Source organism: Flagellimonas meridianipacifica (genome assembly GCF_003001695.1).
GTDB classification, from domain to species: domain Bacteria; phylum Bacteroidota; class Bacteroidia; order Flavobacteriales; family Flavobacteriaceae; genus Flagellimonas; species Flagellimonas meridianipacifica.
Map to the genome: position 1 here is coordinate 1,766,006 of NZ_PVYX01000002.1, position 15,450 is coordinate 1,781,455.

Annotated in this window: 13 protein-coding genes; 7 read left to right on the forward strand and 6 right to left on the reverse strand. The window is 37.0% G+C overall.

Features of this window, described 5'->3' with window-relative positions; genetic code table 11:
* Positions 1-15 precede the first annotated feature (15 nt).
* A complete protein-coding gene (locus CLV81_RS18125; protein WP_106147028.1) occupies positions 16-1,965 on the reverse strand; it encodes a polysaccharide biosynthesis protein in 1,950 nt (649 codons plus the stop codon).
* Entirely contained in the window at positions 1,962-3,050 is a 1,089-nt protein-coding gene (locus CLV81_RS18130; RefSeq protein ID WP_281258021.1) for a DegT/DnrJ/EryC1/StrS family aminotransferase, read from the reverse strand. Before CLV81_RS18130 ends, CLV81_RS18125 begins: the two co-directional genes overlap by 4 nt.
* 422 nt (positions 3,051-3,472) lie before the next feature.
* Between CLV81_RS18130 and CLV81_RS18135 the strand changes: the two genes are divergently transcribed.
* The 7 genes from CLV81_RS18135 to CLV81_RS18165 all read left to right on the forward strand — a co-directional run bounded on the left by CLV81_RS18135 (position 3,473) and on the right by CLV81_RS18165 (position 10,395).
* Positions 3,473-4,501: an NAD-dependent epimerase gene (locus CLV81_RS18135; RefSeq protein WP_106147030.1), complete on the forward strand. Its 1,029-nt coding sequence runs from the start codon at positions 3,473-3,475 to the stop codon at positions 4,499-4,501.
* Positions 4,502-4,857: 356 nt separating this feature from the next.
* Positions 4,858-5,664 (forward strand): 3'(2'),5'-bisphosphate nucleotidase CysQ, encoded by an 807-nt coding sequence (gene cysQ, locus CLV81_RS18140; RefSeq protein ID WP_106147032.1) that lies wholly within the window; start codon positions 4,858-4,860, stop codon positions 5,662-5,664.
* Between the two features lie 24 nt (positions 5,665-5,688).
* Positions 5,689-6,117 carry a DUF2061 domain-containing protein gene (locus tag CLV81_RS18145; RefSeq protein WP_106147709.1) on the forward strand — a complete coding sequence of 143 codons (429 nt, stop codon included), beginning with the start codon at positions 5,689-5,691 and terminating at the stop codon, positions 6,115-6,117.
* Positions 6,102-6,698, forward strand: coding sequence for an adenylyl-sulfate kinase (gene cysC / locus CLV81_RS18150; protein ID WP_106147034.1), 597 nt, complete (start codon positions 6,102-6,104; stop codon positions 6,696-6,698). Before CLV81_RS18145 ends, cysC begins: the two co-directional genes overlap by 16 nt.
* Positions 6,695-7,600 carry a sulfate adenylyltransferase subunit CysD gene (gene cysD / locus CLV81_RS18155; protein WP_106147036.1) on the forward strand — a complete coding sequence of 302 codons (906 nt, stop codon included), beginning with the start codon at positions 6,695-6,697 and terminating at the stop codon, positions 7,598-7,600. Before cysC ends, cysD begins: the two co-directional genes overlap by 4 nt.
* Before the next feature lie 9 nt (positions 7,601-7,609).
* The gene (locus tag CLV81_RS18160) at positions 7,610-8,869 is read left to right on the forward strand and encodes a sulfate adenylyltransferase subunit 1 (protein ID WP_106147038.1); all 1,260 of its coding nucleotides are present in this window, start codon (positions 7,610-7,612) and stop codon (positions 8,867-8,869) included.
* Between the two features lie 197 nt (positions 8,870-9,066).
* A complete protein-coding gene (locus CLV81_RS18165; protein ID WP_106147039.1) occupies positions 9,067-10,395 on the forward strand; it encodes a UDP-glucose dehydrogenase family protein in 1,329 nt (442 codons plus the stop codon).
* 71 nt (positions 10,396-10,466) lie between these two features.
* On the opposite strand, the gene CLV81_RS18170 is transcribed toward CLV81_RS18165, so the two are convergent.
* The 4 genes from CLV81_RS18170 to CLV81_RS18185 form a co-directional block, all read right to left on the reverse strand.
* Complete coding sequence (locus CLV81_RS18170) at positions 10,467-11,432, reverse strand: heparin lyase I family protein (RefSeq protein ID WP_158259155.1); 966 nt, start codon at positions 11,430-11,432, stop codon at positions 10,467-10,469.
* 638 nt (positions 11,433-12,070) lie between these two features.
* The gene (locus tag CLV81_RS18175; RefSeq protein WP_106147043.1) at positions 12,071-13,027 is read right to left on the reverse strand and encodes a sulfotransferase domain-containing protein; all 957 of its coding nucleotides are present in this window, start codon (positions 13,025-13,027) and stop codon (positions 12,071-12,073) included.
* A 71-nt stretch (positions 13,028-13,098) separates the two neighbouring features.
* Complete coding sequence (locus CLV81_RS18180; protein WP_106147045.1) at positions 13,099-14,556, reverse strand: lipopolysaccharide biosynthesis protein; 1,458 nt, start codon at positions 14,554-14,556, stop codon at positions 13,099-13,101.
* Positions 14,553-15,410: a sulfotransferase domain-containing protein gene (locus CLV81_RS18185; protein ID WP_106147047.1), complete on the reverse strand. Its 858-nt coding sequence runs from the start codon at positions 15,408-15,410 to the stop codon at positions 14,553-14,555. The genes CLV81_RS18180 and CLV81_RS18185 overlap by 4 nt, the downstream gene beginning before the upstream one ends.
* Positions 15,411-15,450: the final 40 nt, after the last annotated feature.

Consider the following 15,450-nt stretch of genomic DNA (forward strand, 5'->3'; position numbering starts at 1 on the left):
TTGTTAATAGTTTTGTCAATTTTGGACTATTGTAGTCAGAGAATCATCAAAATTAGTCTTTTCTTCTTTGTCTTTGTCTTTGTCCAATTCACAAAGTTTGGAATTCTTTGAAATGTATTCAGGAACAATACTTTTCATAAGGGCTACAGTGTTGGCTCTAAAAAACATATTGCTGATACAGAGTTCATCTATCTTAGACCTCAGATCCACTGAATCCAACTCCCTTGTTTTGCTAATCTTAATCTTCTCATGATAAGTTGGCAAGGTATTTTCTCCATTGGCCAATAACTCTTCATAAAGCTTTTCCCCAGGCCGTAATCCTGTTATTTTAATATCAATATCTTCTGGATAGCTCAGTCCTGAAAGTTTTATCATATTTTTAGCCAAATCGTAAATCTTTACTGACTCACCCATATCAAAAATAAAGATTTCGCCTCCTTTACCCATGGCACCTGCTTCCAATACCAGTTGGGATGCTTCTGGAATTGTCATAAAATATCTTGTAATCTCCTTATGGGTAAGGGTAATTGGTCCACCATTTTCAATTTGTTTTCTGAATAGTGGAATAACAGAACCGTTGGAACCTAAAACATTACCAAATCGTGTTGTTATAAATTTGGTCTTGTTTTCTTTTTGCATACAACTCACGTAGATTTCAGCTATCCTTTTGCTAGCCCCCATAACGTTTGTCGGGTTTACTGCTTTATCTGTTGATACCAATACAAATTTTTCAGTATTGTGCTGTACGGCTAAATCAACGATATTCTTGGTTCCAGCGATGTTTATTTTAATGGCCTCATATGAATTGTACTCCATAAGGGGTACATGTTTGTATGCAGCCGCATGAAATATTAAGTCGGGTTTATGCTCTTCAAAAATGACATTCATCCTGTTTTTATCCCTCACATCACCTACAATAGGAATAAAATTATGATGCCCCTTTTGTTTTAGTTCTTGTTGCAAATCATAGAGTGCGGATTCGGCCTGGTCAAGAACGATAAGGGAGCGATAGTCATATTCACAGACTTGCCTTACGATTTCGCTTCCTATGGATCCCGCACCACCAGTGACAAAAACAACTTTGTCCTTAATCTCCTTGCTTATTCTAGAATTTGTAATGGCAATAGGTTTCCGGTTTAATAAATCTTCAATCTGTACCTTTTTAATTTGAGATGCCTTCAATTCACCATTAATCCAGTCCTCTACCGGAGGAACAATTTTCACAGATACGGGGAAATCCACCAAACCTTCGACCAGCTCATTCAATTTCTTATGATCTATACTCTGAATACAGAAAATCACTTCTGCGACTCTCTTTTTAGAGATAAAATCAAAACTCAACGTCTCTGGAGGAAAAACCCTAACACCATTTATTAACTTACCTATTTTCTTTTTATCGTTATCTATATAACCTACTACCTTGACATTGCTTTTTGAATGATTGGTCAATGCACCATAGGCTAAAATTCCCGAATCTCCAGCTCCATATATCAATACATTTTTATAGGTATTAAATCCATCTTCACTTAGGAAACTTCGGAAAAGTGTTTTGAAAACATATCTTGAGCTTACCAAAACAATAAAGGCGATAAGGCTATTGATTATGATAATAGAAAGTGGGATTGTGAAATTATCCACGAACTGAAGCTCTCTATTTGCCAAAACCAGAAAAATGGTCAATATACTCGCCAAACAAACTGCATTGAAAATGTTATAAACATCTCGGATACCTGTATGTCTAACCACACCTTTGTAAGACCCAATAACCAGAAATGAAATCAGCGCGATAAGCGATACCAACGGCAACTGCATAAAAAACTTGTCCACATCAAAATCGAAGGTGAGATTAAAACGAATGAAATAGGACAAAACAAAAGAAAACGCAACGATAAACACATCAATGGCCAAAACCAACCATTTGGATGCATATCTTTCAACAGTATTTGTAAGATAATTTTGTATCATAAAAGAACTGTTTTGATAATTTCCACTATTCGTTCCAAATCTTCTTGCAAGAGATTCGAACCACTGGGCAAACATAAGCCCCTATTAAATAGGTCTTCAGAAGTACCGTTAGTAAAATGCATTCCTTTCTGAAAAACGGGTTGCATGTGCATAGGCTTCCATAAAGGTCTGGATTCGATATTCTCTTCATCCAAAGCTAAACGTATTTTTTCACGTATAGTAAATGATGGGGTAAGTATGCAACTTAACCATCTGTTACTGAACATTCCTTCGGGCTCAGCAAGAAATGATATGCCATCGATGGATTGAAGGCTTTTAACATAGTAATCATAATTTCTACGTCTGGCATGTATTCTTTCGTCCAAGACCTGCATCTGCCCTCTACCTATACCTGCCAATACATTGCTCATGCGATAGTTATGTCCAATCTCTGAATGCTGATAATGTGGCGCATTATCCCGTGCTTGCGTGGCCAAGAATATCGCTTTGTCCCTAATTTCCTTTCTGGGTGATACCAAAGCCCCTCCACCTGAAGTAGTAATTATCTTGTTTCCATTAAATGATAATATAGCTATGTCACCGAAGGTGCCACAAGGTCTATTGTTAAAGGTGCTTCCCAAAGCTTCTGCACTATCTTCCAAAACAGGAATATCATAATGCCTCGCGATAGCATGTATTTCTTTAACCTTGTATGGCATCCCGTACAAGTGTACAGTGATGATAGCTTTGGGCTTTTTTCCTTCAGATAATCTCTGATTTATTGCTTTCTCGAGAAGTTCGGGTGAGATATTCCATGTAGTGGCTTCACTGTCAATAAATATAGGCGAAGCGCCCAAATAAGTTATTGGGTTAGCTGAAGCTGCAAAAGTAAAGCTCTGACAAAGTACCTCATCGCCTTGGCCTACGCCTAAAAGTTTAAGTCCCAAATGAATCGCTGCGGTACCTGAACTCAAAACCGCAACATTCATATCATTTCCTAGGTAACCCTCAAGGTCACCTTCAAAACCTGTAACGTTTGGCCCAAGTGGTGCCACCCAATTAGTATCAAACGCTTCGTTTACAAAGGCAATCTCTCCTCCCCCCATATGAGGTGATGAAAGCCAAACTTTGGATGGTATTTCAGTTTTTAAGCTCAATGTTATCGTTCTTTAGGGTAAAATTAGGGTTTCAAAATTTGATGCACGAAAATCCCATATTACACAAGGGAATTTTGTTTAACATAAGCGAAAATTAGTACTAAACATTCATTTAGGAGAATATACTCTTGATATTTCGCCAAACATGTAAAAAAAATCGATTGAATGCCAATGTTTTTTCATCATACTCGCATTTAATAAAACAAAGGCGTACTTATTATCGTTATTTCGTTCTAAGTTTGTCGGTAAGAAAGAATCTAACAGTTAGAATGGAATATTATCGTAAACAATAGGCTAGCAATACAGGAAGTCATTGGCGTCCAATATCTTATTATAAATAGAATCGACTACCAAAATCAAATTCACAATAAATGAAAGTATTAGTTACAGGAGCGGCCGGATTTATTGGTTTTCACACAGTGGTTAAGCTAATAAATCAAAAACATCAAGTAGTAGGTCTTGACAACATAAATAGTTATTATGATGTTGCTCTCAAATATGACCGCTTAACTGAGTTGGGGATTGAGAAAGATCAGGCTGAAAAGTTTAATTCCATCTCCGAAAGTACCACACATTCATCCAATTTTAAGTTCATAAGGATGAACGTGGAAGACCGAGATGCATTGCCAAAACTATTTGAAACCGAAAAATTTGATAGTGTTTGTCATTTGGCGGCCCAAGCAGGCGTACGTTATAGTCTACAAAATCCCGAAGCCTACATCGACAGCAACATTGTAGGATTTTTAAACATATTGGAATGCTGTCGCCAATTTGCGGTACATCATTTGGCATATGCCAGCAGTTCCAGTGTATATGGACTCAACAAAACCATTCCATTTAAAACCTCGGATAATGTTGACCATCCCATAAGTTTGTATGCTGCAACAAAGAAAAGTAACGAACTTATGGCCCATACTTATAGTCATTTGTACGGATTTCTTACAACCGGTCTTCGATTTTTTACGGTCTACGGGCCATGGGGAAGACCAGATATGGCGATGTTCCTTTTTACGGATGCTATGGTAAAGGGAAAACCTATTAAGGTCTTTAATAATGGAATAATGGAACGGGACTTTACTTACATTGATGATATTGTAGAAGGAGTTGTTCGAGTTCTGGAAAAGGATACGCAACAAAGAGAATCCGATAAGGAGTTGTATAAGGTATACAATATAGGGAATAACAAATCTGAGAAGTTAATGACCTTTATTAGTGCCATTGAAAAGGCTTTGGGGATAACTGCAAAAAAAGATATGCTGCCCATGCAACCTGGGGACGTTTCTAAAACTTGGGCCAATGTGGACGACCTTATAAAAGACTATGGCTATAGACCAAACACTTCTATAGACGTAGGTGTCAAAAAATTTATTGATTGGTATACTAAATATTATAATATCTAATCTTACAATAAGAGAAAAAGACCTTAGGTAAAGCTGAGTTAGCATAACCTTATGGTCAATGTCATTGCTGGTTAATTAGGTTAGAGTCTTCCCTTGTTTTTTGCACCAAAGGGTGGTTCGAGGTTTTGATAAAATATGACACCAACCGTTTAAGAGCATATTATCGATATTATTTAGACCAGAAAAATAGGTCTCTGAACATCTTTAAAACCCCTTTTCAATAATAGCCCATAAATACCCTTGATTCTCTTATGATTATTCGTTATCGGGTTTTTTTTGGCTTACATCGTAAATAATAATTAAAAATTGTTATTGCTTAACTTATTTGCAATCTTTACCCGCTGAAATATAAACCTATGCAATCACTTTCAGAATCGTTGGAAATAGCCATAAATGCTGCTATTTTAGGAGGTTTGGCAATAATGGAGGTTTACAGCAAACCTAACTTCAATCTTGAAATAAAGGATAATAATTCTCCTTTGACCGAAGCGGACACGGCTGCCAATACAATTATCAACGAACACTTAATCAAAACAAGAATCCCTATTATTAGTGAAGAGAATAAAAACCTTGATTATGTTGATAGAAAAAAATGGGATAGCTGTTGGATAGTTGATCCCTTGGATGGGACAAAAGAGTTTATCAAAAGGAACGGAGAATTCACGGTGAATATAGCCTTGTGTCAAAAAGGTAGACCCATTCTTGGAGTTATATATGTGCCGGTAACCAGGGAGTTGTACTATGCAGATGTCAGCAGAATGATGGCATTTAAAACTGTACTGAATGAAGAACATCTGTTAGCCAATGATCTCTATGCTGATGAAGATAGAATAACGAAAAATGAAACTAAAAAAGAATTGGTTCGCGTTGTGGGCAGTCGTTCTCATATGAATCAAGATACTCTTGACTATATTTCATCTATTGAAAATGATTTTGACAGCGTCGAGATTGTCTCCAAAGGCAGTTCGCTTAAATTCTGTTTGGTCGCAGAGGGCAAAGCAGATGTGTATCCACGATTTGCACCAACAATGGAATGGGACACCGCTGCAGGTCATGCCATTTGCAATGCTGTGGGATTAAAAGTTGTTTCACAGCTGACAAACGAAGAATTGCCATACAATAAAGAAAATCTGTTGAATCCCTATTTTTTGGTAAGTTCATAAATCGTGGGTAGAATTTCTCATTTTATGGGTAAGATATCCCATAAAAGACATATCGCCAAAACAATAACCTGGAGGTTAGTTGGTACATTCGATACCGTAGTTCTCTCTTGGATTATTACTGGAAACCCCTCTACTGGGCTCAAAATTGGTTTTTCTGAGGTTTTAACAAAAATGGTTTTGTATTACTTACATGAACGGGTTTGGGTACGCATAAAAATACCGGAAAGCAAAAAAAGACACCTCTACAAAACGTTCTCATGGCGTTTCATTGGAACTTTGGATACAATTATTATTTCTTGGATAATATCGGGGGAACCTTTAATAGGTCTAAAAATTGGAAGTTTTGAAATAATTACTAAAATGGTGTTGTATTATTGCCACGAAAGAGCTTGGTACCGCATTAATTTCGGTTTGGATAAAATCGTTAGATCAAAAACATGGAAAAGAATATAATCGCCCATTCGTACAAAATTGGTGTTGATGATCGTAGAAAAATGAACGGACACCATTCCTTTTTGATTTTTTTTACGGGATTATCAGGATCGGGTAAATCAACCCTAGCCAATGCACTTGAGGAAAAACTTCACAAAAACGGCCTTAGAACCTATGTTCTGGATGGAGACAATGTACGTCAAGGTATTAATAGCAACCTATCCTTTGAACCTGAAGACCGATCGGAAAATTTAAGGCGAATTGGGGAAGTTTCAAAACTTTTTGTAGATGCAGGAATTATTGTGCTCGCCGCATTTATTGCTCCTTATAAAAAAGACCGGGACTTCATAAAAAAAACAGTTGGTGAAACCAATTATATAGAAGTGTTTGTAAACACAAGCCTTGAAGTTTGTGAGCAAAGAGATGTTAAAGGGCTTTATGCAAAAGCACGTAGTGGAGAGATTAAAAACATGACAGGTGTTTCCGCACCTTATGAGTCCCCAATTAATCCGGATGTTGAGGTCTCCAATGAAAACAGCATACAAGAATCCGTTGATATTATTTACGATACAATCAAAAATCAAATAAGACTCAAAAAATGAGCAAATACTATTTAAATTATCTAGACGAACTGGAATCTGAGGCAATCTTTGTGTTGCGCGAAGTTTGGGCACAATTTCAAAATCCTGTCATTCTTTTTTCAGGAGGTAAGGATTCCATTCTCGTTACACATTTAGCTAAAAAAGCATTTTTCCCAGCCAAAATACCTTTCCCTTTGATGCATGTGGATACTGGTCATAATTTCCCAGAGACTATACAATTTAGGGATGATACTATAAAAGAATTTGGAGTGAACCTTATAGTGGGTTCGGTACAGGAATCCATTGACCAAGGAAGAGTAGCGGAAGAAAAAGGGAAAAGTGCCACCCGCAATTCATTGCAAATTACTACGCTACTGGATGCAATTGAAGCTCACAAAGTAGATTGTGCAATAGGTGGTGGTAGACGTGATGAAGAAAAAGCCAGGGCCAAAGAGCGCTTCTTCTCCCATCGTGATGATTTTGGACAATGGGATCCCAAAAATCAACGCCCAGAGTTATGGAATCTCTTTAACGGCAAGCATTTTGAAGGAGAACATTTTAGAGCCTTTCCAATAAGCAACTGGACGGAAATGGACGTCTGGAACTATATCAAACGAGAAAATATAGCGTTACCCTCTCTTTATTTTGCCCATGAAAGGGAGGTGGTTTGGAGAAGTAATTCTTGGATTCCGAATTCTGAATTTTTGAAATTGGAAGATGGTGAAGAAATTGTAAAAAAGAAAGTCAGGTTCAGAACCCTTGGAGATATCACTATTACCGGAGGTATTGAGTCCGATGCCGATACGTTGGAAAAAATCGCTGAAGAAGTTTCTGGTATGCGACAGACCGAAAGAGGAAACAGAACAGACGACAAACGTTCGGAAAGCGCAATGGAAGATAGAAAAAGGCAAGGTTATTTTTAAAAAAATCAAATGGAAATAAACAATAATCAACTATTAAGATTTACCACTGCGGGAAGCGTAGATGACGGTAAAAGCACGCTTATTGGCAGACTTCTCTATGACTCTAAGTCTATTTTTGAAGATCAGCTTGAGGCTATAGAAAATACAAGTCTTAAGAAAGGACATGAAAGTGTGGATTTGGCACTTTTTACCGATGGTTTAAGAGATGAGAGGGAACAGGGCATAACAATAGATGTGGCCTATCGTTATTTCACCACGCCGAAAAGGAAGTTTATCATTGCGGATACACCTGGACATATACAGTATACCAGAAATATGGTAACCGGTGCCTCTACTGCAAATGCGGCTATTATCCTAATCGATGCGAGACACGGTGTTATCGAACAGACCAAAAGACACTCATTTATAGCCTCTTTATTGCAAATACCACATTTGGTTATTTGTATCAACAAAATGGATTTGGTTGATTTTCAAGAGGATATATATGATTCTATTGTAAAACAATACCAAGATTTTTCATCAAAGTTGTTGGTAAAAGATGTACGCTTTATTCCTATAAGTGCACTCTTGGGAGATAATGTAGTAAACAGGTCGGAAAATATGCCATGGTATGGAGGAGCCCCACTATTGCATACTTTAGAAACTATTCATATTAGTAGTGATTTTAATAGTGTGGATGCTCGTTTTCCTGTACAAACCGTGCTAAGACCGCAACGAGAAGGGTTCATTGATTATCGTGGATATGCTGGTAGAATTGCCAGTGGAATATTCAGACCTGGGGATGACGTTACTGTAATGCCATCAGGGTTTACTTCGAAAGTTAAGACCGTAGAGGGACCTAAAGGTGAGTTGGAGGAAGCGTATGCACCAATGTCAATTTCCATGACCTTAGAAGACGACATTGATGTTGGTCGAGGGGACATGATTGTTCGGTCCAATAACAAGCCAGAACCCGTCCAAGATTTGGAGGTAATGCTATGTTGGATGAATAACTCTCCAGCCAAACCAAGAGCTAGATATACCATAAGGCATACAACCAATGAGCAAACTGCAATGATAAAAGAAGTAATCTATAAAATAGATATCGAAACTCTTGGCAGAAATATGGAGGATAAGGAAATATCAATGAATGATATTTGTAAAGTACGGATAAGGACTACAAGACCTTTAATGATTGATTCCTATCGCGAAAACAGGAGTACAGGTAATTTGATTTTAATTGATGAAAGCACCAATGAAACTGTTGCAGCAGGCATGATTTATGGCTAATGCCATAGTCATGTTTGGGTACTTGACTAGTCGTTTTGCCATATATATGGCTACTCTAAAGGGAATAACATTCTCTTACTTTAACCTCCAGTCATTTCATCCCAAAAATGGTGTCACTAATATCTCTTTTAATACAAAACAAATAGTGAATTTATGTTTTACTATATGATTTATTTAACCATGAAAACAATTTTAAAATGAATCTTACAATAATTGGCACTGGATACGTAGGCCTTGTGAGCGGCACCTGCTTTGCCGAAATGGGCAATACTGTAACCTGCATTGATGTAGATGAAAAGAAAATAGATAACCTAAAAAACGGCATAATTCCTATATATGAACCCGGGCTTGAACCCATGGTAAAAAGAAATGTCGCCAACAAAACTTTGCACTTTAGCACACAACTCAGCAAAAATCTAGAAAAATGTGATATTGCTTTTATTGCTGTAGGTACTCCTATGGGAGAAGATGGGTCTGCAGACCTGAAGTACGTGCTGCAAGTGGCCAAAGAAATTGGACAGCACATGCAACATTCTCTTATCGTTGTTGACAAATCGACGGTTCCGGTAGGTACTGCAGACAAGGTAAGAGAAACCATAAAGCAACAACTTGACGAAAGAAAGTTGGATATCGATTTTCATGTGGTTTCCAATCCGGAGTTCTTAAAAGAAGGGGATGCCATCTCAGACTTCATGAAACCTGATCGCGTTGTAGTGGGTGCAGATGATGAAGCAGCAACCAGAAAAATGCGCAATTTATACAGTCCATTCTTTAGAAGTAGCACAGACAGATTGATTACTATGGATGTGCGTTCAGCGGAAATGACTAAATACGTAGCGAATGCTATGTTAGCGACCAAAATTTCATTTATGAATGAAATAGCCAATATTTGCGAATTGGTTGGCGCTGATGTAAATAAAGTACGGATTGGCATTGGTTCGGATAGCAGAATCGGATATAGCTTTATTTATCCTGGAAGTGGTTATGGTGGATCATGTTTCCCAAAAGATGTCAAAGCCCTTAAAAAAACAGCACAAGAACATGGTTATGCTGCTCGAATTATAGGTTCCGTGGAAGATGTCAACAACGATCAGAAATTTGTTATTGCCAATAAAGTAGTTAGTCGGTTCGGAGAAGATCTTAAAGGGAAGACCTTTGCAGTTTGGGGATTGGCTTTTAAACCTCAAACAGATGATATGCGAGAAGCCCCAGCCATTTACATTATAAAAGATTTGGTTGAACGAGGTGCCAGCATTAAAGCCTATGATCCGAAAGCCATGGACGAAGCCAAACATTTTTACCTAAAAGATGTTCCAAACGTTACGTATTGTAATTCGAAGTATGAGACACTCAATGGCTCTGATGCCATGATTTTGCTCACCGAATGGAAAGAATTTCGATCACCTGATTTTGAGGAGTTAAAACAACAACTCAATCAACCGATTATTTTTGACGGCCGAAACCAATATAACGATGAGATTATGGAAGAATATGGTTTTGAGTACTTTCAGATTGGGAAAAAATAGATTTTCCCCAAAGGAATCCAAATAAAAAATCCACCAAGGTTTTGGTGGATTTTTTTTTGATATGAATATTTTTAGTTCTTAGGGCTAAGTCCACCAGGGGAAACATCCTCATAAGTTCCTCCGGCACCTTTCCATACTTTAAATTCGTCATAAAATGCATTTCCTTGTGGGGAGTTGTTCTTACCCCAATACAAGCCCATTTGTACACCGACATCACCATCATAGGGTTCCCCGTCCACATGGGCATATCGATAGGTTGTGGTACCTCTTTCATCTACTATCTTCTCGCCATTAACCCAAATTTCCAAGTAGCCATCCTCAGGATCTAATACCCAGTGGATGACGAAATCAATATACTCATCAAGTTCATAATCAAAAACGGTACTTTGTGTCCCGGTAGAAGCGCCTGTTTCATATATTTTATCAACATTGCTCTCATTAGTCGATGTCTGAAAATACATTTGACCAGGTCTGTTCCTTTGTCTTAGGGTAACCGGATTTATCACGCCTTTACCAACTCCGCCTGATTTCCGTGTATTACGAAATTGAATGTATGTTCTTGCCGAAGGAAGTGCTTCTGTGACCTTCATGGAAAAACCAATCCAATGCTCGCCCCAATCAAGTAGTCTATTTGCCTTGATCTCATTTCTGGTGCTACCATTATTAAAATCACCTAACCAAATGGCTTGTTTACTAAATCTAGCATCGTCTACTCTTCTAACTTGTGTGTCACCTTCAGTTTCCCACATACCATTGGCCGCACTACCTTTTGAGGACCACTGGACAGTCTCAAAATTAGTGTTCCATATTATAGAACTAGAATCCTGTTGTCCATCATTTGTGGTATCTGATGAATCGTCGGTTTGGTCATCTTCTTGGTTAGAATCTTCTTCTTCCGAAGATGTATCTCCATCATCGGTGTTTTCTTCTACGTTTGTATCTTCATTCTCCACATCCGCAAGAACAACCTCATCAAAAACATCGGTTTCTTGCGAACAAGATAAAGTCATCGCTAAGACAATGAATACTACTAGCATCTTTAGGGGGGTGTAGGTGCAATAATTCATAGTGAATATAGGTTAAGATTTTAAATCTCTCTAGATTTTGGTTTATAAAATTATTTATTTACTCAAATACTTCGACGAAAATTTATTTTTTTTCGATGAAATGCATTAACGGGGCATTTTTAAAACATTGATGATACGTTTTAAAAACTACCGTTGGATGTTCATCGACTTTTTATTCGATGTAATGCTCGTTTCTTTAACAGTCTTTAAGAATTCAGGGGGGGTATTCGTCAATGCAATACGAACTACAATTGGCTTGGAATGAAAGAGTTAGTCCAATTTCATATTCAAGGTTTCATATTTTAACCCTCGTGGATTAATAACAACCGGAAAAACTACTTTTGAAAGAAGTGGAAGGGCAGTGCTCTATCTAAGGTAAGGAGCTATGTGGATTTAGGAATGAAAAGTTCGCAAAAGACAAGCGAACGGTATTCTGAGAGCTAACTATTTGGTTCAGTGGAGTTAGGCCCCTGAATTATCAAGTTAGCTAGAAAAAATTGGAAATCTGTCTTATTCAGTCTAGGGCATTCCTATTAAAAGGAAGTCTGCAATTTACTGTCTTTATGGAATACCCTAACAAAATCAATAAATGACGTGTACAAGAGCCATTAATCGATATGAATTGTCGGAAACAATCTATCTTCATGATTATTGGAAGGTTTCCCATAGGTTTCAATGTACCATTTGTTAAAATACCCTCCATATTGATTTGCTAAGTCAAAAATCATATCATGGTATTTTTCTTTCAATATCTCCAAAACCTTAGGAGGACAATCCAATTCAATAGATTTATTCACTACTTTCTTGATTGATGAATCCTTATCATCCTCTGACTGCTTCTCATTTATGCTCGACTCCGTGCTAGGGTCAATAAATTGGATGACTTCATCCAAAAGCCGTTTTGGATTATCGATAATGGCATCATAAAAACCTATCAATAGTTGTTCTTTGGGGAAAACACTGGTGAAATTCTCAATAGTACGAGCGTAATTGGAACGTAGTTCTTGACCTTCACTTTGCATAAAAGCTATTATTTCTTTCTCTTCTACGTCATCCAGTGAAAACCCTTTGATACGTTTTTTAACATGTCTGAAATTTGACCAAGCCCGATCTACGGGGTTCCTAAGCATAAAAATCAGTTTTGCCTCAGGCGCCACAGCATACATTCTGGAAACATCTTCCTTGGACAGCATGGAATATGCCGGAGTTATCTCTCCTTTTACTCCCTCATATATATCAAATAATGACTTGTACCACTCATCATTATAATCAAGAAAATGCCATTTCGTGTAAAACCTTGCTTTTTTCATTTGTCCACGAAGTACTGCCGCAGAAACGGACTTAACCCCTTTGAACAAATAGGACATATCACCAATTCTGTCTTTAGCTTTTGTAATTGAAAGGTAATTGGGAGAAGGATATGATACGTCTCTATCAAAATAATGAAATTCTTTTACGGGAGGTATGGCAAAGCCTGGTGTTTTTGACAAATTATAATATAACCATGAAGTTCCTGCTTTTTGGGCTCCAATTCCCCAAAAATTGATTGGTGTTTCAGTTTTCATAATTTAACTAACGTTCTACGATTATTATATCTTACTTGACAGTTCAAAATATTTTAAGAATGTTTTTTCATTCAACTTCTTTTTAACCCATTTTTAATAGCCCTTTCCAAATAAATCCCAAAAAATGAGGGTTTAAACTTTAACAAGGCCATAGCTATGGCAAGCAATCCCAAAACAAATACAATAAACAATAGTATGTTGGTTTCTCCCCATAGTCCGAATATGGATTTGTATGCTAATATTAAAATGGCAAGATAAAACCCAAGTTGTATCCCTGCCATTAAGGGTTGATAAAAGTATTCTCTGATTGATCCTTTAAAAATTTTCTTTACTAAAAAAATCATCATCAGATAGTTTATAAAGTTGCTTATGACTATACCTACAGCTGCACCATTGATTCCAAAAAAATAGCCTAAAACACCAGATAGAATAATAATAATCACTGTAAAAATATACTTGCGACTTACATTTTTATAAACAAGTCCCTTAGCTCGAATAACAGAATCTGTCATTGAGCCTGAATTATTGAATATCAGTACAAGAAACATTATTTGCAGTGGTACAACCACGTCAGTCCATTTAGGACCCATCAATATTTGAACTATTTCCGGTGAGAAAAAAACTAAAAAAACTGTGGTAGGCAGCATTATGGAATTGACCAAGCCAAGTCCAAATTTATAAACCTCTATCAATCTTTTGTCTTCGTCTTGGATTTCTGACATCACGGGAAACATGACCTTGTTAATAATATTGGAAATGAACCTGCTGGGCAGGGTCCTTAAACTTGAAGTCCTTTCATATATCCCAAGAACATCTTGTGTAAAGATTTTTCCAAAAACAAGATTTAAGCCCCTATTGGACAAAAAGTTACTTAGGGACAATAAAATCATACCAGAACCAAAACCAAATAGCTCACTCGCCTCTTTAAAATGAATCTTCAAACTGATCTTTATTGGTGCAAAATAAAACAAGGCAATAGTACTGAAAAACGAACCCACCAGGGTGGCAATAACCAGAGACCAGACCCCAAAATCTTGCAAGGCCAAATAAACGCCCAAGCTGTAACCCAATATATTGGAAACGATATTGACCAAAGATGCATTTTTAAAGGAATAATTTTTAAAAAGCAGATTGAGTGAAATGTTGTTTAGGGAAAGAAGTATAAGATTCAATGATGCCACTTTTATTAAAGCATCTAGTCTAACATCATTGTAGATGGAAGCAACATAAGGTGAAAAAAAGTAAAAAAGTGCATACAAGGAAAATCCAATCAAAAGGCTTGTTTGAAGTGCCCCATTGATGTGCTTATGTGTAATATTCTTGCGTTGTATTAGTGCGGACCCCATGCCACCTTGTATAAAAATATTACCAATCCCTATTATACCATTAACCACGGCCATTAATCCATAATCTTCTTTAAATAAAAGCCTGGTCATAATAGCGAAGTAAACCAGTTGAATAAGGTTCATGGAGACAACTGACAGCGCTTGCCATTTTCCGGCATTTTTGATTTTACCGCTTAAGCTCATCCCAGTTTATTAAGCATAAAACCCAAAGCATTAAAAAAGGGCCGCTTTTTTGAATCATTTTCCCACTGGTCATCATATTGTATTCTACGCTTTTTGAAACGGTTTGGTGTTCCAGCTATGGTATGATCGTTGCTCAGCTCCATAAACTCTGGCATATCAAAAGTCTTGAACCCAAAAAAATCTGACATTTGATTTAAAACAAGTTGAGGGTCCTTGAAAAATTCTTCGTAGGAAAGATTAAATACATCCTCTTTATCTACTTTTCTTAACATCAACTTACATTGTAATCGATGCCTATAGTTGGCCAATATCAACTTTATCAACCCAATGTTTTTCTTATTATATTTTTTTCGCCACTTGTGTTTAGAAAGAGTGACCGCCCTTAAATCTCTCTTCAAATAGATGAACTTAAACGTATAAGGGGAATTCTGATAAAGAGAAACTCCATAAAAAGCTTCTTTGGACGAATCCACCAAAACATCACAATCAGTTATATCAAAGAAAGCTTTGTAAATCAGATTCATCAATGACCTTACATCTTCATTTTGTTCCTTCTGGTAATCGATATCTTTTCCCTTTGGATAGACAATCTTAGTGTTTTTGATTTCCCTTGCGTTGGAAATATTTAACCTTTGGTATACACTGTTCCAAAATGTACAATCATCCAAACTGTCACCACAAGAGCAAGTCCAGTTACAACTGCTACCTGGCCCAGTTTTATGAATATAACCTCCCAAAAGAAAAGATTCCCCAATCGAAACTATTTGGGGAGATTTGGAAAGAATGTTTTCAATCAAAGTAGATCCAGACCTTTGATTGGACATTATATATATGATAGTCTTTTTGTCTTCCATTTTTTTGATTGTTTACCCTAAGAAGTTTCATTTGAGTCAC

Excerpts from the sequence above, each read along its gene's own strand:
- CLV81_RS18135 (WP_106147030.1), top strand. The coding sequence starts at position 3,473 with ATGAAAGTATTAGTTACAGGAGCGGCCGGATTTATTGGTTTTCACACA.
- cysC (WP_106147034.1), top strand. The coding sequence starts at position 6,102 with ATGGAAAAGAATATAATCGCCCATTCGTACAAAATTGGTGTTGATGAT.
- CLV81_RS18180 (WP_106147045.1), bottom strand. The coding sequence starts at position 14,556 with ATGAGCTTAAGCGGTAAAATCAAAAATGCCGGAAAATGGCAAGCGCTG.
- CLV81_RS18130 (WP_281258021.1), bottom strand. The coding sequence starts at position 3,050 with ATGGGGGGAGGAGAGATTGCCTTTGTAAACGAAGCGTTTGATACTAAT.
- CLV81_RS18165 (WP_106147039.1), top strand. The coding sequence starts at position 9,067 with ATGAATCTTACAATAATTGGCACTGGATACGTAGGCCTTGTGAGCGGC.
- cysQ (WP_106147032.1), top strand. The coding sequence starts at position 4,858 with ATGCAATCACTTTCAGAATCGTTGGAAATAGCCATAAATGCTGCTATT.
- CLV81_RS18175 (WP_106147043.1), bottom strand. The coding sequence starts at position 13,027 with ATGAAAACTGAAACACCAATCAATTTTTGGGGAATTGGAGCCCAAAAA.
- CLV81_RS18160 (WP_106147038.1), top strand. The coding sequence starts at position 7,610 with ATGGAAATAAACAATAATCAACTATTAAGATTTACCACTGCGGGAAGC.
- CLV81_RS18170 (WP_158259155.1), bottom strand. The coding sequence starts at position 11,432 with ATGCTAGTAGTATTCATTGTCTTAGCGATGACTTTATCTTGTTCGCAA.
- CLV81_RS18145 (WP_106147709.1), top strand. The coding sequence starts at position 5,689 with ATGGGTAAGATATCCCATAAAAGACATATCGCCAAAACAATAACCTGG.
- cysD (WP_106147036.1), top strand. The coding sequence starts at position 6,695 with ATGAGCAAATACTATTTAAATTATCTAGACGAACTGGAATCTGAGGCA.
- CLV81_RS18125 (WP_106147028.1), bottom strand. The coding sequence starts at position 1,965 with ATGATACAAAATTATCTTACAAATACTGTTGAAAGATATGCATCCAAA.
- CLV81_RS18185 (WP_106147047.1), bottom strand. The coding sequence starts at position 15,410 with ATGGAAGACAAAAAGACTATCATATATATAATGTCCAATCAAAGGTCT.